The sequence below is a fragment of the Tenacibaculum skagerrakense genome (genome assembly GCF_004345825.1).
Taxonomy (GTDB): domain Bacteria; phylum Bacteroidota; class Bacteroidia; order Flavobacteriales; family Flavobacteriaceae; genus Polaribacter; species Polaribacter skagerrakensis.
The window spans coordinates 236,268-256,066 of sequence record NZ_SLXM01000006.1; the positions used below are offsets into that span (position 1 = coordinate 236,268).

Below are 19,799 nucleotides of genomic sequence, written 5' to 3' on the forward strand. Positions count from 1 at the left end.
TTTTTACGATATTGATAAACTTTATGTTAAAAAAGTAAATTTTAAAAAACAGTGGTAAGGCGATTTCTAAAACCTGTTAACAGTAAAATTTAGCTAACCACCAACTCTTTTTACATTGAAACCTTTCTCTTTTAAAAGTTCCATAATTGTATCTCGATAATCACCTTGAATAATTATAGTATCATCCTTAAAGCTTCCGCCAACTGAAAGTTTTGTTTTAATTTCTTTGGCTAATTTTTTAAAATCTTCAGTAGCTCCATTGTAACCATCTATAATTGTGGTAGGTTTACCTTTACGTTTTTCATATTTACAAAGTAAAGGTTCTTCTTGTAACCAAACATCAGGTTTTTCTTCAGGAGTTGGTTCTTCAAATTGATGATCAGGAAAAAGGTTTTTAAGTTGATCTTGTAAATCCATAATTACTTAATTAACCCAAGTTCTCTTAATCTTTCGTTTAAAAATTCTCCAGCAGTAATATCTTCAAATTGCTTAGGGTTTTCAGTATCAATACAGTTGTCTAAAACATCTAATTTCATGTCAGATATTGGATGCATAAAGAAAGGAATTGAATAACGTGAAGTTCCCCATAATTCTTTAGGTGGATTTACTACTCTATGAATTGTAGACTTAAGTTTGTTGTTACTATGTCTAGATAACATATCTCCAACATTAATCATTAATTCGTCTGGTTCAGCAATGGCATCAATCCATTCTCCTTCATGATTTTGAACCTGTAAACCTTTACCATGAGCTCCCATTAAAAGAGTAATTAAATTAATATCGCCATGAGCAGCAGCTCTAACAGCCCCTTTAGGTTCCTCTTTAATTGGAGGGTAATGAATAGGTCTTAAGATACTATTCCCATTAAAAATATATTGATCAAAGTATGTTTCCTCTAAACCTAAATGTAATGCTAAAGAGCGTAATACATATTTAGCAGTTTTTTCTAACATTTTATAGGTTTGTTTTCCAACTTCATTAAACTCTGGAAGCTCTTCTACAATAACATTATCTGGATACTCTTCTTCTAACTTTGGATTATTTTCTACATACTGTCCAAAGTGCCAAAACTCTTTTAAGTCTCCTTCTTTTTTTCCTTTAGCACTTTCTTTTCCAAATGAAACATAACCACGTTGACCACCAATACCAGGAATTTCATATTTCTGTTTTGTATCAACTGGTAACTCAAAAAACTTTTTGATTTGCTCGTATAAATTCTCTACTAATTCATTGTCTAAAAAGTGTCCTTTTAAGGCAACAAATCCTATGTTTTCGTAAGCATGACCAATTTCATTAATAAATTTTTGCTTTCTACTTTCATCTCCAGACAAAAAGTCTCTTAGATCAACACTAGGTATTCTATCCATTGTTAATAAGTTTGTTTATTACTTAGTGTAAAGGTAGTAAAATAGGAGGTATGCTCTAAAATTATTTATTAACAAAAGGAATTAAGTAGGTAAGTGTATAATTAAAACCGAAACCTGTACCGCTATCTAGTACTTCATTGAATCCAGGAGCATATAAGGTTTTAAAACCTAATTGATCTTCCATAGCAGTTACAATTTTAAAAGAACCACTAAATCCGACAAACAAGTTTTTAAATGTTTCTGCTTTAATTCCAAAGACAAACTCTAACCATTGGCCTGTTAATCCTGTTTCTGTAATTGGAGTTGTAACAGGTGAAGTGGGAAAGTAAATTGGAACATTAGTACTTCCAGTAGTAACATTTGGAGTATAACTATTTAATGTATGATCAAAAATAGCAACACCATACCTTCCTCCAACATAAATTTCGTTATTCATGTCGAGCCAGTTATTATAGGTGTTATAATTAGCACCAATTCTAATATAGTTTCCTTTTGAAGATGAAGTTGTATAGTCTTCAAAAGTGATTTCTTCTTCGTAACCAATTTCAGCAGCTAAATACCAACGAGAAGAAATACGGTAATCACCTACAATTTCTAACCCATTATAACTCTTATCAAAAAAACTTAATCCTGCTTTACTAAGATCTAAACCAAGACGAAGCCCGTAACCAGTTTTGTAAACAATTGAGTCTTGTTTACTTTCTTTTTTAGCCAACAAGTTTTGCGAATTAATACAAGTAAAACTTAGAAGTAAACAAAGATTAATGAAAAATGTTAACGTGCGCATTTTGTTGTGAAGTTATAGATTCTAAAGTTGTTATAGATAAGCTGTCAATCCAGTCTGTTTTTTCAAAAGTGATGTCTTTAAATACATATCTAAATCCACAAGAACGAGATAAGTATTCTTCTTCAGGTGTATATCTTATAGTTAAAGTTGCAATTTCATTATTGGCTACATTCCCATCAACTTCATTTCTTTTAAACGTATAAATTGTTTCCGTAGCATTTGAATTTAAAGGAATAGCAATGCTATCTACTGAAATATTTCTGTATAAACTATCTGATTTACCTTGAGCAATAATAGACAAGCGTTGAACAATTTTTAATTCATCATTTTCAACTTTATCATAAAAGCGAAGTACCAAACTTGGTGTAGGTGAGCTGAATTCACAAAAATCATCTTTTTCACAGGAAATAACTGTAATCATAAGAAGTGCGAAAACAAATAACTGTTTCAAGATTTTCATAATACCTTATTTTTCAAACAATACTACGGTTTCAATATGAGCAGTATGTGGAAATTGATCAACCAAACTGATTTTCTTTAAATTATATCCAGCTTCAATTAATTGCTCTGTATCTCTTGCTTGCGTAGCTGGGTTACAAGATACATAAACCATTCTATCTGCATTTAGATTTATGATTTTTTTAAGTGTTTTTGGGGCAATTCCAGCTCTCGCAGGATCTAAAATTATAGTTCTAATTTTATTATTAAATTCAGGATGTTCTTGTAAAAATTTACCAACATCAGCAGCGTAAAACTCAACACCATCTATATTATTTCTTTTGGCATTTTTCTTTGCGTCTTGAATAGCAGAAGCAACGATGTCAACACCGATAATTTTTGTATTTGTTCCTTTAGAAGCTAAAATTTGACCAATAGTTCCCGTTCCACAGAATAAATCCATTACAACTGTATTATCAATAGCTTCTTTATTTTCTAGAGCGTATTCAATAACTTTCGAGTACAATTTCTCGGCAGATTTAGGATTGGTTTGAAAAAAGCTTTTCATACTTATTTCAAAGTTTAAGCCTAATAGTTCCTCTACAATTTTATTTTTTCCGTATACTAACTTAATTCTTCCAGAAGTAGCAATAGTTCTATCACCAGTTTCGTCATTAATGGTGTGTAATAAACCGGCAACTCTTTCTCCAAAAAGCTCAACTAAATAGTTTGCGAACTTATCTAAATTGAACTTATTTAAATCACCTGAAGTAGTAACTAAATTAAAAAGTAATTCATTGGTTTTATATGATTTTCTAATAACAAAATATCTGAAAAAACCTTCTTTTTTAGGTCCATGCCAAGGGGCTAATCCTGTATTTTCGCAATACGTTTTTATGTTTTTGATGTTGTCTTCAACAGCTTTATCAAATAAACCAGAATCTTTTTTAAGATTTTCACCCATCCACCAAACACCTCTTTTCTTAAAACCAAGTGTAAATTCATCTACATCGGTGTTTTTCTCTGTATCAAAACCAATTGCAGAGAAACTGTATTCCATTTTATTTCTATAGTGAAATAGGTTAGGAGAGCTTACAAACTCATCAAACTTCTCTTCAATAGTAGCAACTTTTCCTATTTTTTTAAATAAATCTAAGGTACTCGTGTATTTATATTGATGTTGTTTTTCAATTGGTAATTTTATGTAAGGTGCCCCAGGAATCTCTTGATAATTCATTTCAACTTCATCTTCCGAAGGTTTAAGAACTTCAATTAATTTACACTCGGCATATTTTTTTTGAGATTTTGCAACTCTAGCTTTTACTAGTTGTCCCGGTAGTGTATTTGGTACGAATACTACAAATTCACCCAATTCAGATCGAATTTTACCAATACCTTTACCGCCAAAGGCATACTCTTCAATTAGCAATTCAATTACTTCACCGCGCTTTACAAATTTATTGCGTTCTCTTCTTGGCATCTGTTATAATTTAAGGTCTGCAAAATTAGTAAAACTTAGGTGGTTATAAGTTTCTATAAAACAAAAAAATCGTCCGAAAGGACGATTTTCTATTTGATGTTAGTAAACTTTAATCTCTAGGATTAGATGTCGTACTAATAGTATTGTCGCTATTTACTGTAATAGTATAATCTTCACAATAGTCTAGTGTTACAACTTCAACGAGTTCTTCACCTCCTTTTAGTACAATAGTATATGTGATTTCTCCAGGAGCATAACTTGTTGTCGCGGAAGTTCCATTCGGAGCAATATTGTTTAGATTTTCAGTATTTCCTCCAGTCGTCTTTACTTGTACGCTTACTTCATCGGTTCCTAAATTAGAAACTTTAGCAGTTGGGTTTTCATTATCACACCCTGAACAACTTTGTAAAAATACAATTGCAGACATTAATAATAATACTGCTGTTTTCTTTAATAAATTCATAATTTGTAATTTAAAATTATTAATTGTTACTACATCTTTAGACACTTTTTGAATTATTATGTCACAAATGAAGCTATAATCTAAAAAAAAATGAACCTTTTTAATTATTTCATCGTCAATACTATGAAAGCTAACTAATGAAAAACAAGGATAAAGAAATAGATGCAAAGTTAATTTTAGACTACCAGTCTGGAGATTCTTATGCATTTGTTGCATTAGTAAATCGATGGCATGTTTGGTTTTGCAAGCTAGCGAATTGGTATGTAAAAGATACCGCAATAGCTAAAGATATAGCTCAAGATAGTTGGACAGTAATTTATCATAAACTTACTGAATTAAAAGACCCATATAAATTTAAAAGTTGGGCGATAAGCATTGTAAATCGCAAAGCAATTGATTTTTTGAGAGATCAACAGCGAACTGATAAACGAATTGAAGAATATCAATTAGCCATTTCTAAAAATAACGAAGAAAATGAAGAAGCTGATGATGAAGTAAAAGTTATTTTATTAAAAGAGATTAAGAATTTAAGTATAGATCATCAACAAGTATTACAATTGTTTTATGTGCAGAATTATTTATTAAAAGAAATAGCAGAGGTTTTGGGTATTTCTGTAGGAACAACAAAGTCGAGGCTATTTCATGCTCGAGAACAATTAAAAAAAGTAGTAATAAAATATAGAAAAAATGGAAGAATATAAAGATTTAGATGAGTTAATTAAAGAGACACTAACGAAAGAAGAAGCAAAATTTTATGATGAGTTGGAAGAACAAAATTTGTGGCAAATGATGTTTGGTGTTTTTAATGGGAAAAATAGTTGGATTACTATTGTGATGAGTATTGTTCAGGTAATTTGGTTTGGAGTGTTTGTATATTGTGCAATTCATTTTTTTAATGCTACCCAAACAAATGAACTAATTCGTTGGGCAGTAGTTGGTTCAATAAGTTTGATGGCATCTTCTATGTTGAAGTTTTACACTTGGATGCAAATGGATAAAAAGGCTTTGTTAAGAGAAATAAAACGATTGGAATTACAAGTTTCATCTTTATCAGGAAAAATATCGAAGTAACATTTTAAAGCGAAGTTAATATTTAATAAATTGCGCATCTCTTAGGGATGATTTCTCTCCCACGCTGCTTTTTCGAAGCTTTTTCGAAAGAATAAAGGTACAGTAGGAATGGTTATTTTATAAATTTTTAAAAATTAAAGAAATGGCTGTTTTAGAAAAATTAACTTCACAGCAAGCAATCGATTTAGAAAACAAGTATGGTGCCCATAACTACCATCCGTTACCTGTAGTTTTAAGTAAAGGAGAAGGCGTTTATGTGTGGGATGTAGAAGGAAAAAAATATTATGATTTCCTATCGGCGTACTCTGCAGTAAATCAAGGACATTGTCATCCAAAAATTGTGGATGCTATGGTGAATCAAGCAAAAACCTTAACCTTAACATCTCGTGCTTTTTATAACGATATGTTAGGTCAGTATGAAAAATTTGCAACTGAGTATTTTGGTTTCGATAAGTTGTTACCAATGAATACAGGAGCAGAAGCTGTTGAAACTGCATTGAAAATATGTAGAAAATGGGCTTATGAAGTAAAAGGAATCGATGAGAATGAAGCAGAAATTATTGTGTGTAAGAATAACTTTCACGGAAGAACTACCACAATTATTTCATTTTCTAATGATCCTGTAGCACGTAAGAACTTTGGTCCCTTTACAAAAGGATTTATCAAAATTGAGTACGATAACTTAACAGCTTTAGAAGATGCGTTAAAAAACAACAAAAATGTAGCAGGTTTTATGGCTGAACCAATTCAAGGTGAAGCTGGAGTTTATGTTCCGTCTGAAGGATATTTAGCAGCAGCAAAAGGATTATGTGAAAAGTATAATGTGTTATTTATAGCAGATGAAGTTCAAACGGGTATCGCAAGAACTGGACGTTTATTAGCTACTTGTGGAAACTGTTCTTGTGAAGATAAAAACTGTTCTGGAACACCAGAGGTAAAACCAGATATTTTAATCTTAGGAAAGGCGTTAAGTGGAGGTGCATATCCAGTATCTGCTGTATTAGCAAACGACGAAATTATGAATGTAATTCGTCCTGGAAATCACGGTTCGACTTTTGGAGGAAATCCAATTGCAGCGGCTGTTGCAATAGCTGCATTAGAAGTTGTAAGAGATGAAAACTTAGCCGAAAATGCAGATCGTTTAGGAAAGATTTTCCGTGAAGAAATTGGAAAGTTAGTTGACGAAACGCAGTTAGTAACGTTAGTTAGAGGTAAAGGATTGTTAAACGCCATTGTAATTAACGATACTGAAGAAAGTGATACCGCTTGGAATATCTGTATGAGATTACGTGACAACGGATTGCTAGCAAAACCAACTCATGGGAATATTATTAGATTTGCTCCGCCTTTAGTAATGAATGAAGAAGAATTAAGAGATTGTATTTCTATTATCAAGAAAACAATTTTAGAATTCGAAAAATAAAAGACATCAGGTTTTTAAAAAACTAATATCAACCATAAAAGCAAAAGATTTGGAAATTAACTTCCAAATCTTTTTGTTTTTATATTAAACTGCTAACTGCTAACTGCTAACTGCTAACTGCTAACTGCTAACTCTATGTTAATTAGCCATTTCATAGATATTTAAATGTCTTTTTAATACTCCTGATGGTGTATCTTGAGTTTCATCAAAAATTCGAGTATCTCCAAATAAAATAAAGCTATCTTTTGCTCTCGATACTGATACATTTAACATGTTAGGTTTGTTATCTTTTTCAAAAAACATAGTGCCTTCATCATTAGCTGTGTAAACGGAACTGAATAAAATGATATCTCGTTCTGCACCTTGTAAAGCATGAACTGTTCCTAATTTAATATCGTTTACTTTGTAACCAGCATCTATCAACGCTTTTGAAAGTTCTCCTTTTTGACTCGCAAAAGGCGTAATAATTCCTAATACTTCTTCAATGTTATCAACCTCGTAAGTGTCTTGAATTTTTTCTTTATTCTGTTGTAACCAAGTAATAATAGCTTTAACTTCCTGTAGGTTCTGACGGCTGTTGTATTTTTGTTCGCTAAAACCTTCTATATGATATGCCATCATTGATGGAAAAGCTTGGTCTTTTTTGGCTTTACCTTTCATAGGTTTTAAAATACCGTCATAGGCTAATTCATTACAGAAATTAATAATTTCATCATTACATCTTCTATGTTCTAGTAGGATTAACCCCTGTTCTTTTTTATCATCAATTGGAGTTTCAAACTCACAAGAATTTTGAGCCATTTTCATAATACAACCGTTTGAAGCTAAAAAACCAGATTCTTCTAAATATGGGATTTCTTGTTCGTTTTGAATGATGTTTAAACTTGATAAATTTCCTCTGTCTATTCTAGAAGGAATTGTCCAAATAGGTTCAATTTGTTTTAAATCGCCAATTACAAAAGCTTTCTTAGCTATAGAAAACACAGGAATACTTACTTCAGGGGTAACTTGGCCTGCTTCATCAATAATTAATAAATCGATAAAATTATATAATGGAAAGTATTGAAATATTGGTTTTCCATTCTCATTTTCACCTTGAAATTGACTATATAAAAAATGACTTGGAGCAGTATAAAAAGTAGATACAAAACAAGGTGTTAACATTGCTCTACGTTTCCATTTTAATATGATAGCTTGTTCACCAGTTCCTTTTTCTGTGTTTTCTTCTAGCGCTTCTTTAGTGGCTAAAATCCATCTGCCTTCCCAATAATGAGTAGCTAAAAGAAATGCTTTATGACGAAGAGAAACATCAATCTCATCATAATAAAAACGAGGTGTAAAGTTTTTAGTTTCTAGCTTTTCAAATTCAGATTCCCATAATCTTTCTTCTTTAAGAATAGGAAAACTTTCAATAGCTACTTTTTGTCGCCAATCTTTTAGCTTTAAATTTGATTGTAAGGCAACAGTTAAATTCTTAATCAGTTCTTTTATTAACTCATGAATTTTTGTTTTATCGTTGAGTATTGATTCCTTAGTTTTAAAAATACAATCATTACTTTCAGAAGTACCACTAGAGTTTGAAGTAAAGTATTGGTTGACTAATGAAAGATACTCGGGTTTTTTAAAAGCAGCTTTTAACGAGTTTAATATCGTTCGCCATTCATTAATCTTTGTGATGTTTAAAAGATCTCTATCAATGTAATCAGTTTCATTGATAAGAAATTTATTAATAAACTTAATAGATTGTAAATAGTTGTTAGGAAACGTAACGCTATCAATCAAAAGTTCTTCTATAACAACAATTTCATCTTGAATATGTTCAATAGCATCTTCAATAGATTCTAATTGATTTTCAAAATAGGCGTTGAATTGTGATAGAAAATAATATTCAGCCTCATTTAAATATTCTGGGTTTTCAAGATCACATAAAGTCCCTTCGTGTTTAAATAAATTACCTTTTAAGTAATTGACATCACCCAAATACTTCTCATTTTTTCCATTGGAAGGTAAGTAGGTAGCATATCCTTTAAAATCTGGAATCCACCTTTCTGATAGCTCACTTAAACTACTTTTAGAATTGATAAAACTATCGATAATGTTGGTTACTGCTTGGTTATTATTTGAACAAGCTAATATTAACGGAGCTTCCTCTCCAATAATTGCACTTTTTACAAGTTCTGTTGCTACTAAACTTTGTAATAATGTTGTTTTACCAGTGCCTGGAGGACCATTTACAGCTGTTACAGAACTTTCTTCAGCAGATAAATAAGAGAGTAAAGTTTTACGTTGGGTTACAGACAAAGGAAAACGGTTAGACATTTGACCAAGATGTAAGTGATTGTATCTTAAAAAATCATTGTCTGTAATTGCGTCTCTCTTTTGTACTTGTGTAGGATTAATTATTTTTGAAAGTAAAGGCAATTGCTCTTCATTCTGTAATAAATTATCATATAAGAAAACAATACTTTTTGCGGTGGATATTTTAGAACTTATCGCAAAATAGGTTAGTTGAAATTTTGTGTAATATCTATCAACTCTGTAATACGTTAAGTTCTTAAAAGTAATTGCGTAAAACACTTCGTTTATATAGTTCCAATATTCATTCCATGGAATAATTTCATCTTCATTTTCTGAAACAGGAGGCTCAATTTCTCTAGCACTTTCTACGTTATCAATTGAAGTAAAGATGAAATCATTTTTAAGATCTGCTATTGGCGTCATATAGTTTCGCACAATCAACGGAAACAAATCTCTTGGAGCAGTTAATTGTCCTAATCTATTTACGGTTGCATTCATCCAAAAAGGATAAATAGTACGTTGTTTAAATTGAGGATTATCAGTTTGATATTCTAAATGAAATGGAGCAATTAAAATTCTAATTTCTTCAATTTTTCGCCATTGACTACTCTCTTTTTTAAGAACTCCACGCAGTCTGTTAATTCTTCTCTCTTCAGCATCGATTAATTGAACTGCTTGTTTTTGGTTAATAAAAGCGTTGCTTAAGTTAGAGTCGTTTTGATGATATAGATTTTTAATTTTGGTAATGTCGATAGCTAAATTTTCACTATCAACTAAACTGTTTTTATAGTATTGCAACCATTTTTTTTCTGCCATATTAATCCCCCGATTTTTGTAGAAGTTGGCGAAAATAGAAGAATTAAAAAGTTAGGAACTCTTTTTGTGCTACTTTTTATTAACGAAAAAAAGCAGACTTTTAAAAAGTCTGCTTTTTGTATCTTGATTGTAAAACTGTTACAAAAATTAGTTTCTTAAAAAAAAGTGAATTAGTTTATTGTAATTCGTTTAGTCTTTCTTGCATTTTTTGTGGGTCACCAAAATTTTCCCATCCAATATAATTGAAAATCCAAATGTAATATAAAAGAGCAAAAATGCTTAACACAATTCCAATGATTGCTAAAATTCTTCCTGTGTTTAAATTTGAGTAATTCTCATAAACACTTGGATTTTTATCATATAATTGTTTGTCTTGCTTATATAGTACTAAGGCAATAACTCCAATAATAATTCCTAAGACACCATAACAACAGCAAGTTAGTATAGATAATATTCCTAAAACTAAAACAGGGGTTGCATTAGGTAGTTTTCGTTGTTCAAATTCAAACATAGTATATTTTTAGTTAGTTTATTAATTTATTCATTTTTAGAACGTAAGCTATAATAATAACTGAAACGTTTAGAATAGCCAAAATAATTAAAATTTTAGAAGTGATTTTTTTCTTTACTAAAAAGTGAAATATTACAGCTAATACAAATGTAATTGTTGTGTAAATTGCAGGAAACATTTCAAAAGCTTCTTTAAATTCTCCTTTAGAAACCATAACAGCAGAACGTTGAAAACCACAACCCGGACAGTCAAAACCAAATATTTTTTTATTCAGACAAGGTAACATGTAGTCTTCTGTTTTACTTTTCTTTTCAGTTTTCATTTTAAATGAATCTATCAAATTCTCCAAGGCGGGTTTAACCTGTTATCACCTCCATAAAATAGTATCAACTGATTTCCATCAAAATCTTTAAGTTTAGCTTCTCTCCATAACCAGCTTTCATCCTTTGGTTCTTGCTCAAAAAGAATACCTTGTTCTTTTAATTCTTGAACTTTATCATCCAAATTTTCACATTCAAAATAAACGTAAATTCCGTTTACTTGAGGTAATTCATCTACTAAATGAATAGAAAATGTAGAGGTTCCGTTAGGACATTCAAATCGTGCGTAATGAGGTAAAGATTTAACAATAAGTTTTAATCCTAATTTTTCGTAAAAAGGGATGGCTTTTAAAAGGTTTAAAGAAGGAACAGTAACTTGATTTAGATTCATATTATTTAAGTCTAAAGTCTAAAGTCTAAAGTCTAAAGTCTAAAGTCTAAAGTTAATCAAACTTCTAACTTCTAACTTTAAATTATTCATTTCAACTATTTAAACATATCCATTCCAGGAATATTAGGCATACCACTTTTAGCAGCAATGGCCATTTCTTGTTCGTTTATTTCTCCAGCTCTTTTTAAAGCTTTGTTTAACGTTAAAATTAAATAATCTTCTAACTCTTCAGTATCATTTAATAAGCTCTCATTTATAGAAATAGCCTTTATTTCTCTATTAGCAGTAACGGTTACTTTAATGTTTCCATCAGCGCTAGCTTCATCAATTAAAACCGTATTTAAACGTAGTTTTGTTTCTTCAACTTTTTCTTGAGCTTTTTTAAGCTTATCCATCATTCCTGATAAATCTCCAAACATAATTTAAATATTTTTTAAAATAATTGTGTTGCAAAATTACTACATTACTGAACCAAAATAAATCAAATGAAAAAAATTCTTTTATTAAGTATTAGTTTAAGTGTTATTTTTGCTTCCTGCAAAAAAGAGAAGATGAAAAATAACAGTACTCCGCCAGTAGCAGAGAAACAACCAAAAAAACTAGAAAAGCACGGAGATATTCGTATCGATGATTATTTCTGGATGCGTTTAACCGATGACCAAAAAAACGCAGAAAACAAGGATGAGCAAACTCAAAAAGTATACGATTATCTAAATGCTGAAAACAAGTATTTTGAAGATGTAATGGGGTATACCAACGATTTTCAAAAGCAATTGTTTGAGGAAATGAAGGGTAGGATTAAAGAAGACGATGAGTCAGTGCCTTATAAAAGAAACGGTTATTTTTACATAACACGTTATGAGAAAGGACAACAATATCCTATTTATTCTAGAAAGAAAAGTAATTTAGAAGCTCAAGAAGAAATCATGTTTGATGTAAATAAAGAAGCAGAAGGACATGATTATTTTCAGTTAGGAGGTTTAAATGTTTCTCCTGACAATAAATTAGCAGCTTTTGCAATAGATACTGTAAGTCGTCGTCAATATATCATTCAGGTTAAAAATTTAGAAACCAATGAGGTTTATGACGATAAAATAGAAAACACTACTGGAGGAAGTGTATGGGCTAATGACAATAAAACATTATTCTATACCAAAAAAGACCCAGTTACACTTCGTAGTTATCAAATTTACAAGCATACTTTAGGAACAGATACTTCAGAAGATGTATTGGTTTTCGAAGAAGAGGATGAAACTTTTGGAGTATTTATATCTAAAACAAAATCTAAGAAATATGTAGTTATTGGTTCTTACAGTACAGTTTCTAGTGAATACCAAGTTTTAGAAGCTGACAATCCTGATGGGACTTTTAGAGTAATTCAACCACGAGAGCGTGATTTAGAGTATGATATTGCTCACTACGAAGATCATTTCTACATAAAAACTAACAAAGATGGAGCAACTAACTTTAAGTTAATGAAGACTCCAGAAAATAATACTACTAAAGAAAATTGGGTAGATGTTATTCCGCACAGAGAAGATGTGTTTTTTGAAGATTTCTCAATTTTTAAAGATTATTTAGTTTTAGAAGAAAGAAACAACGGATTATTCAAAATAAGAATAAAACGTTGGGATGGTAAAGAAGATTATTACTTACCGTTTGATGAAGAAACCTATTCTGCTGGTGTATACTCTAATCCAGATTTTGAAACAGATGTTATTAGGTACTCTTACAATTCTATGACAACTCCTAGTTCTGTTATTGATTTTAACATGAAAGATCAGTCTAAAGAAATCAAAAAAGAGCAAGAAGTATTAGGAGGAAAGTTTAAGAAAGAGAATTATGTAAGTAAAAGAATTTGGGTAACTGCCAGAGATGGTAAAAAAGTTGCCTTATCGATTGTACATAGAAAAGATACCAAGATAGATAAAAACACTCCAGTTTTACAATATGCTTATGGTTCTTATGGGTATACCATTCCAGATGGTTTTTCAACCACTCGTTTGAGTTTATTAGATCGCGGATTTATTTTTGCATTAGCACATATTAGAGGAAGTCAGTATTTAGGTAGAGAATGGTATGACGATGGTAAAATGTTGAACAAGAAAAATACATTTACCGATTTTATCGACTGTTCTAAATATCTAATTGAAAATGGTTATACGTCTCCGGAGCATTTATATGCTATGGGAGGTTCAGCAGGAGGACTATTAATGGGAGCTGTTATTAATATGAATCCAGAACTATACAACGGAGTAATTGCAGCAGTACCATTTGTAGATGTGATTTCTACGATGTTAGACGACAGTATTCCGTTAACAACTGGAGAATATGATGAATGGGGGAATCCTAATGATAAAGAATACTACGATTATATTAAATCGTACTCGCCTTACGATCAAGTAGAAGCAAAAGAGTATCCTAATATGTTAGTTACTACAGGTTTGCATGATAGTCAAGTGCAATATTGGGAGCCTGCGAAATGGGTAGCTAAATTACGTGAATTAAAAACCGACAATAATTTATTGTTCTTACATACGAACATGGAAGCTGGACATGGTGGAGCTTCTGGAAGGTTCGATTCATTAAAAGAAACAGCAAGAGAATATAGCTTCTTTTTAGCTTTAGAGGATAAGTTAGAAAAATAATTATATTTTTGCACCGATTTAAACCTGATGGTAATCACTATCAGGTTTTTTTATGAAGCATTTTGATGGATAGAAACAAAGTAATAGTAAACTCCGTACTAGAATTAATTGGTCAAACCCCCATAGTGAAACTTCAACGTATCACTAATGACTTACCAGGGAGTTTCTATGCTAAAATAGAAGCGTTTAATCCAGGTCATTCTGCTAAAGATAGAATTGCGTTACATATAGTAGAAAGTGCTGAGAAAAAAGGAATTTTAAAACCAGGAATAAGTACTATTGTCGAAACTACCTCTGGAAATACTGGTTTTAGTTTAGCTATGATTAGCTTAATTAAAGGATACCGTTGTATTTTGGCAGTTAGTGATAAATCTTCTCAAGATAAGATTGAAGTACTTAAAGCTATGGGAGCAGAGGTACATGTTTGTCCGGCTAATGTTCCAGCTACAGATCCAAGATCATACTACGAAACAGCAAAACGATTACATAGAGAAACTCCAAAATCGATATATATCAATCAATATTTTAACGAGTTAAATATTGAAGCTCATTACACCACTACTGGTCCAGAAATATGGGAACAAACGCAAGGTAAGATCACTCATTTTATTGCTGCCAGTGGAACAGGAGGAACTATTTCAGGAACTGGAAGATATTTAAAAGAACAAAATCCAAACATTAAAGTTTTAGGTGTAGATGCTGTAGGTTCTGTGATTAAAAAATATCATGAAACTAAAGAGTTTGATCCTGATGAAATTTCTCCTTATAAAATTGAAGGTTTAGGAAAAAATTTAATTCCAACAGCTACCGATTTTGACATTGTTGATGTGTACGAAAAAATAACTGATGAAGATGCGGCATTCGCCTGTAGAGAGTTAGTTAAGCAAGAAGGATTGTTTTGTGGTTATACATCAGGCGCTGTAATTCAAGCAACAAAGCAATATGCTGAAGCAGGAATGTTTGATGAAAATAGTCTTGTGGTAATGGTGTTACCAGACCACGGAATTCGTTATATGGACAAGGTATATTCTGATGATTGGATGAAAGAACAAGGTTTTATGTAAAGTTACTTGATAAGTATTTTATATACTTGCAATAGTTATTCCGAATTTATTTCGGAATCTCATCCTCCTAAAATGTGAATTCTTTACTTTGAGAACCTGAAACAACTTCAGGTTGACGTAATAATTTATATTTAGTAAGCGATTTAAAATTTTTATATTTCTATTTGTAAAGTAGATACTTACTTCTAATCTTTCTAAATTTTTCCAATCCTTCTTTCCAAGAGTTTTTAATTTCTTTTTCTGTAAGATTATTTTCTATTTGTTGTTGTAACTGTTTAGTTCCAGCTAGTTTGACAAAAAAATCATTAAAAAATTCTTCTTTTTTTTCTGTTTGACGATACGCTTTTACTAACCATGATAAGTTTATTTCAGATAATTGATCTGTATTACTTAAATCTTCACCATAACAAGTTTTCTCTTTGTGTTTAGGATATTTAGCCCCTTCATTTGAAAAAGGAGTGAATTTATAGTCAAATCCTTTTAAAAATGGAGAACCATAAATTTGAAATTGATTTTCGGTTCCTCTTCCAGCAGAAACATTAGTTCCTTCAAAAAAACAAAGACTAGGGTAGAGGTTTATAGAAACATCATTTGGTAAGTTTGGAGAAGGTTTTACAGGTAAACTATATTTTTTATCATGCGAGTAATGCTCCATCTGGATAATTGTTAAATCACATTTCATCTTATTGTGAAGCCATCCTTCACCATTAATCATTTTTCCATACTCGCCAATCGTCATTCCATATACTACAGGAACAGGATGCATTCCCACAAAACTTTGATGCTCTTGTTCCAAAATAGGTCCGTCTATATAATGAGCATTCGGATTTGGTCTGTCTAAAAAAATCAAAGGAATATTATTTTCAGCACAAGCTTCCATTACATAATGAAGTGTAGAAATATAGGTGTAAAATCGAACACCAACATCTTGAATATCAAAAACAACCATGTCTATCCCTTTTAATTGTTCATTTGAAGGTTTTTTATTTTTTCCATACAAAGAAATAATAGGTAAACCTGTTTTGGTATCAATACCATCTTTAATGAGCTCACCAGCATCAGCCTTTCCTCTAAAACCATGTTCTGGAGCGAATACTCTTACAACTTCTATATCTTTTGAGTTATGAATGTAATCAACTAAATGGAAAGAGGTAATATCAGGATTGAATTTTGATTTCTTTTGGATAATAGAAGTTTGATTGGCAACAATAGCTACTTTTTTACCTTTTAATAGAGGAATATATTCCGACGTTCTGTCTGCACCAGTTATAATTTTTTTCTCAATTACATTTTTGGTATTATTTGCTGTTGGAGGTATTTGTTTACAAGATACCTCACAAAAAATACTGAAGATAAACAAGAATAAATATGTACTTTTGATGGTGTTATAAATCATGAATTTTTGAATTACGAATTATTTATTGCCAAACGAATTATTGCAGGTAAAGAGCATAAAAGTAGTATATCATCTCCAATAATAAAAATTGCTATTGTAGCTATTACACTTGGTATTGCTATTATGTTAGTTTCTGTGGCTGTGAGCTCTGGCTTTCAGCAAAAGATAAGAGATAAATTAGCAGGATTCAAAGGGCATATACAAATTTCAAATTACGATAATAATAATTCTGATGTTTCTACAGTACCTCTAAGTTTAGAACAAGATTTTTATCCGAGTTTTAAAAATATAGAGGGAATAAAAAAGGTACAGCCTTTTATTAATAAAGGAGGAATTTTGAGAACTCCGACCGATTTTCAGGGAATTGTTTTTAAAGGTGTAAATGCGGATTATGATTATTCTTTTTTCAATGAATTTTTAGTTGAAGGTAGATTGCCAAACTACAACCAACCTAGAAATAGAGAAGTACTAATTTCTAAATCTATTGTAGATAGATTACAACTGCATTTAAACGATACATTACAAGCATGGTTCGAGAGTGCTACTGCCACTGGTTTTAAAATGAGAAAACCGGTAATAGTGGGTATATATAACACAGGATTTGAAGAGTTTGATAATGCAATCATGGTTGGTGATTTAAAGGAAGTGCAAAGAATCAATAAGTGGAAAGAAAATGAAGTTGGTGGTTTTGAAGTAATGTTAGAGGATTTTGATGAGTTGCAAGAAAAAGGAAATCAGGTTTACAGTAATATTGGAGCTACTTTAAATGCAGTTACTATTATCGATAACTATCCAGCTATTTTTGAATGGGTAAAATTATTTGATAATAATGTCTGGTTTATTATCGCAATTATGGTCGTAATCGCGGGAATTAATATGATAACAGCTTTGTTAGTATTGATTTTAGAGCGTGTTCAAATGGTAGGAATTTTAAAAACACTGGGAAGTTCTAATTGGGAAATTCAAAAAGTGTTTTTATATAACGCTTCTTATTTAATAGTAAGAGGTTTGTTTTGGGGTAATATTATAGGGTTAGGATTGTTATTAATTCAGAAGTATTTTAAAATTATTGAATTAAACCCTGAAACATATTACGTTTCTACTGTGCCAGTTAATATTAACATACTACATTTTGTATTGTTAAACTTAGGAACCTTAGTATTGTGTTTACTGATGCTAATTATTCCTTCAAAAATAGTTTCGAAAATTCACCCATCTAGGTCAATAAAATTCGAATAAAAAAGCATCCACAAATGTGAATGCTTTCTATTATTAATAATATTTTTCAATATTATTTTTTAGAATACTTTATTGAAGCTTCAATAAAACTTAAGAATAATGGATGCGGATTTAAAACTGTACTCTTATATTCTGGATGATATTGTACTCCAACAAACCAAGGGTGAGAAGGAATTTCTACAACCTCTACCAACCCCGTTTTAGGATTTACTCCAGTAGCTAACATACCAGCTGCTTCAATTTGCTCTTTATAATCACTATTAAATTCATAGCGATGTCTATGACGCTCGCTTATAAGTGAGTTTTTATAAGCATTATAAGTTTTAGAATCTTTAACCAATTCACAATCCCAAGCTCCTAAACGCATTGTTCCTCCCATATTGGTAATTTCTTTTTGCTCTTCCATTAGGTTAATCACTGGATTAGGAGTTTCTTCGTTCATTTCAGTAGAATTTGCGTCTTTTAAACCTAAAACATTTCTTGCAAATTCAATAACAGCCATTTGCATACCTAAACAAATACCTAAAAAAGGAATGTTGTTTTCGCGAGCATACTTAACAGCATCAATTTTTCCTTCTATACCTCTTTCACCAAAACCAGGAGCTACTAAAATACCATCAACACCTTTTAATTGTTTTTCCACGCTACCAACTTCTAATTCTTCTGAATGTATCCAACGAACATTGATCTTAGTTTCATGAGTAGAACCAGCATGAATAAAAGCTTCAGTGATTGATTTGTAAGAATCATGTAATTCAACATATTTACCTATCAATCCAATTTCAATCTCTTGCTTAGGATTTTTATATTTTTTTACAAAACAATTCCATTCTTTTAAGTCTGGTTGTTTATCAGCAGGTAGGTTTAATTTCTTTAAAACAACATTGTCTAAACCTTCATCAAACATTAGGTTAGGAACATCATAAATAGTTTCAGCATCTAATGATTGAATAACATCTTGTTGTTTTACATTACAGAATAATGCTAATTTTTTCTTTATATCTTCAGAAATTTCATGCTCCGAACGGCACACTAAAATATCTGGACCAATACCACTTTGCATTAACATTTTAACAGAATGCTGAGTAGGTTTTGTTTTTAATTCTCCTGCGGCTGCTAAGTAAGGAACAAGTGTTAAATGAATTACAATTGCATTGTCTTCGCTTAATTCCCATTGTAATTGTCGAACAGCTTCTATATAAGGTAATGATTCAATATCACCAACGGTACCACCTATTTCTGTAATTACAATATCAAATTCTCCAGTATTCCCTAATAGTTTAATTCGGTGTTTAATCTCATCCGTTATATGAGGAATAACTTGTACTGTTTTCCCTAAGAACTCTCCTTTTCGCTCTTTATTTATTACAGATTGATAAATTCTTCCTGTAGTAACATTATTAGCTTGTGAAGTAGGAATGTTTAAGAAACGCTCATAGTGTCCTAAGTCTAAATCAGTTTCAGCACCATCATCAGTTACATAACATTCTCCATGTTCATAAGGATTTAAAGTACCTGGGTCTATATTAATGTATGGATCTAATTTCTGTATAGTAACGGAATATCCTCTTTCTTGTAGTAATTTTGCTAAAGAGGCAGCAATAATTCCTTTTCCTAAAGAAGAAGTAACTCCTCCAGTTACAAATACATATTTTGTGTTGTTCATGCAGTATTAGGTTTGCGCAAAAGTAATAACAATCCTACGTTCCTCAATGAAAAAATGTTGAAAAATGACAAGCTCAAGGGCTCAAAAAAAAATTATTAAAAAAAATATTCAATAGCTTGTCAGAAAGAAAAACTGTTGTATATTTGCCAACGCTTTTAGCAGTCGGAATTTCACTATTAGCAAATTTAATTTTTGAATATTTCAAGTATTATTTATAATGAGTAAAAGAACTTACCAACCATCGAAAAGAAAGAGAAGAAACAAACACGGTTTCCGAGAAAGAATGGCTTCTGCTAATGGTAGAAAAGTATTAGCTAGAAGAAGAGCAAAAGGAAGAAAGAAATTAACGGTTTCGTCTGAATCAAGACCGAAAAAATAATGATTTAGAGTTGTTTATATCAAGGTGTTACTTTTTAATAGT

Annotated in this window: 20 protein-coding genes; 7 read left to right on the forward strand and 13 right to left on the reverse strand. The window is 31.0% G+C overall.

Going from position 1 to position 19,799, the window contains the following annotated elements; genetic code table 11:
- Window positions 1–93: 93 nt before the first annotated feature.
- The 6 genes from EV195_RS11330 to EV195_RS11355 all read right to left on the reverse strand — a co-directional run bounded on the left by EV195_RS11330 (window position 94) and on the right by EV195_RS11355 (window position 4,535).
- Window positions 94–417 (reverse strand): translation initiation factor, encoded by a 324-nt coding sequence (locus EV195_RS11330; RefSeq protein ID WP_132795067.1) that lies wholly within the window; start codon window positions 415–417, stop codon window positions 94–96.
- A gap of 2 nt (window positions 418–419) precedes the next feature.
- Entirely contained in the window at window positions 420–1,367 is a 948-nt protein-coding gene (locus tag EV195_RS11335) for an isopenicillin N synthase family dioxygenase (RefSeq protein WP_132795068.1), read from the reverse strand.
- Between the two features lie 61 nt (window positions 1,368–1,428).
- Window positions 1,429–2,154 (reverse strand): DUF6048 family protein, encoded by a 726-nt coding sequence (locus tag EV195_RS11340; protein WP_132795069.1) that lies wholly within the window; start codon window positions 2,152–2,154, stop codon window positions 1,429–1,431.
- The gene (locus EV195_RS11345) at window positions 2,129–2,614 is read right to left on the reverse strand and encodes a DUF6452 family protein (RefSeq protein WP_243693104.1); all 486 of its coding nucleotides are present in this window, start codon (window positions 2,612–2,614) and stop codon (window positions 2,129–2,131) included. The genes EV195_RS11340 and EV195_RS11345 overlap by 26 nt, the downstream gene beginning before the upstream one ends.
- A 6-nt stretch (window positions 2,615–2,620) precedes the next feature.
- A complete protein-coding gene (rlmD, locus tag EV195_RS11350; protein WP_132795070.1) occupies window positions 2,621–4,072 on the reverse strand; it encodes a 23S rRNA (uracil(1939)-C(5))-methyltransferase RlmD in 1,452 nt (483 codons plus the stop codon).
- Window positions 4,073–4,181: 109 nt separating this feature from the next.
- Complete coding sequence (locus EV195_RS11355; RefSeq protein ID WP_132795071.1) at window positions 4,182–4,535, reverse strand: hypothetical protein; 354 nt, start codon at window positions 4,533–4,535, stop codon at window positions 4,182–4,184.
- A 137-nt stretch (window positions 4,536–4,672) separates the two neighbouring features.
- On the opposite strand from EV195_RS11355, the gene EV195_RS11360 reads away from it, so the two are divergent.
- The 3 genes from EV195_RS11360 to rocD all read left to right on the forward strand — a co-directional run bounded on the left by EV195_RS11360 (window position 4,673) and on the right by rocD (window position 7,029).
- Complete coding sequence (locus EV195_RS11360) at window positions 4,673–5,236, forward strand: RNA polymerase sigma factor (protein WP_132795072.1); 564 nt, start codon at window positions 4,673–4,675, stop codon at window positions 5,234–5,236.
- The gene (locus EV195_RS11365) at window positions 5,223–5,606 is read left to right on the forward strand and encodes a DUF6768 family protein (RefSeq protein ID WP_132795073.1); all 384 of its coding nucleotides are present in this window, start codon (window positions 5,223–5,225) and stop codon (window positions 5,604–5,606) included. Before EV195_RS11360 ends, EV195_RS11365 begins: the two co-directional genes overlap by 14 nt.
- Before the next feature lie 142 nt (window positions 5,607–5,748).
- Entirely contained in the window at window positions 5,749–7,029 is a 1,281-nt protein-coding gene (gene rocD / locus EV195_RS11370; RefSeq protein ID WP_132795074.1) for an ornithine--oxo-acid transaminase, read from the forward strand.
- Between the two features lie 138 nt (window positions 7,030–7,167).
- Here rocD and EV195_RS11375 read toward each other — a convergent pair whose 3' ends face one another.
- The 5 genes from EV195_RS11375 to EV195_RS11395 form a co-directional block, all read right to left on the reverse strand.
- A complete protein-coding gene (locus EV195_RS11375) occupies window positions 7,168–10,143 on the reverse strand; it encodes a DEAD/DEAH box helicase (RefSeq protein ID WP_132795075.1) in 2,976 nt (991 codons plus the stop codon).
- Between the two features lie 175 nt (window positions 10,144–10,318).
- Window positions 10,319–10,654: a CCC motif membrane protein gene (locus EV195_RS11380; protein WP_132795076.1), complete on the reverse strand. Its 336-nt coding sequence runs from the start codon at window positions 10,652–10,654 to the stop codon at window positions 10,319–10,321.
- A gap of 13 nt (window positions 10,655–10,667) precedes the next feature.
- A complete protein-coding gene (locus EV195_RS11385) occupies window positions 10,668–10,976 on the reverse strand; it encodes a DUF2752 domain-containing protein (RefSeq protein ID WP_243693105.1) in 309 nt (102 codons plus the stop codon).
- A gap of 14 nt (window positions 10,977–10,990) precedes the next feature.
- Complete coding sequence (locus EV195_RS11390) at window positions 10,991–11,365, reverse strand: VOC family protein (RefSeq protein WP_132795077.1); 375 nt, start codon at window positions 11,363–11,365, stop codon at window positions 10,991–10,993.
- A 95-nt stretch (window positions 11,366–11,460) separates the two neighbouring features.
- Window positions 11,461–11,784 (reverse strand): YbaB/EbfC family nucleoid-associated protein, encoded by a 324-nt coding sequence (locus EV195_RS11395; protein WP_132795078.1) that lies wholly within the window; start codon window positions 11,782–11,784, stop codon window positions 11,461–11,463.
- A 66-nt stretch (window positions 11,785–11,850) separates the two neighbouring features.
- On the opposite strand from EV195_RS11395, the gene EV195_RS11400 reads away from it, so the two are divergent.
- Together EV195_RS11400 and EV195_RS11405 are read left to right on the forward strand one after the other, a co-directional pair.
- On the forward strand, window positions 11,851–14,013 hold the full coding sequence (locus EV195_RS11400; protein ID WP_394851311.1) for a S9 family peptidase: 2,163 nt from the start codon (window positions 11,851–11,853) through the stop codon (window positions 14,011–14,013).
- A 65-nt stretch (window positions 14,014–14,078) separates the two neighbouring features.
- A complete protein-coding gene (locus EV195_RS11405) occupies window positions 14,079–15,077 on the forward strand; it encodes a PLP-dependent cysteine synthase family protein (RefSeq protein ID WP_132795079.1) in 999 nt (332 codons plus the stop codon).
- Between the two features lie 160 nt (window positions 15,078–15,237).
- Here EV195_RS11405 and EV195_RS11410 read toward each other — a convergent pair whose 3' ends face one another.
- The gene (locus tag EV195_RS11410; protein WP_132795080.1) at window positions 15,238–16,473 is read right to left on the reverse strand and encodes an exo-beta-N-acetylmuramidase NamZ family protein; all 1,236 of its coding nucleotides are present in this window, start codon (window positions 16,471–16,473) and stop codon (window positions 15,238–15,240) included.
- Between the two features lie 6 nt (window positions 16,474–16,479).
- Between EV195_RS11410 and EV195_RS11415 the strand changes: the two genes are divergently transcribed.
- Window positions 16,480–17,712 carry an ABC transporter permease gene (locus EV195_RS11415; protein ID WP_132795081.1) on the forward strand — a complete coding sequence of 411 codons (1,233 nt, stop codon included), beginning with the start codon at window positions 16,480–16,482 and terminating at the stop codon, window positions 17,710–17,712.
- Window positions 17,713–17,764: 52 nt separating this feature from the next.
- Here EV195_RS11415 and EV195_RS11420 read toward each other — a convergent pair whose 3' ends face one another.
- Window positions 17,765–19,378: a CTP synthase gene (locus EV195_RS11420; protein ID WP_132795082.1), complete on the reverse strand. Its 1,614-nt coding sequence runs from the start codon at window positions 19,376–19,378 to the stop codon at window positions 17,765–17,767.
- Window positions 19,379–19,595: 217 nt separating this feature from the next.
- Here EV195_RS11420 and rpmH point away from each other — a divergent pair, with 217 nt between their 5' ends.
- Window positions 19,596–19,757, forward strand: coding sequence for a 50S ribosomal protein L34 (rpmH, locus tag EV195_RS11425; protein ID WP_075342879.1), 162 nt, complete (start codon window positions 19,596–19,598; stop codon window positions 19,755–19,757).
- The last annotated feature ends 42 nt before the right edge of the window (window positions 19,758–19,799 follow it).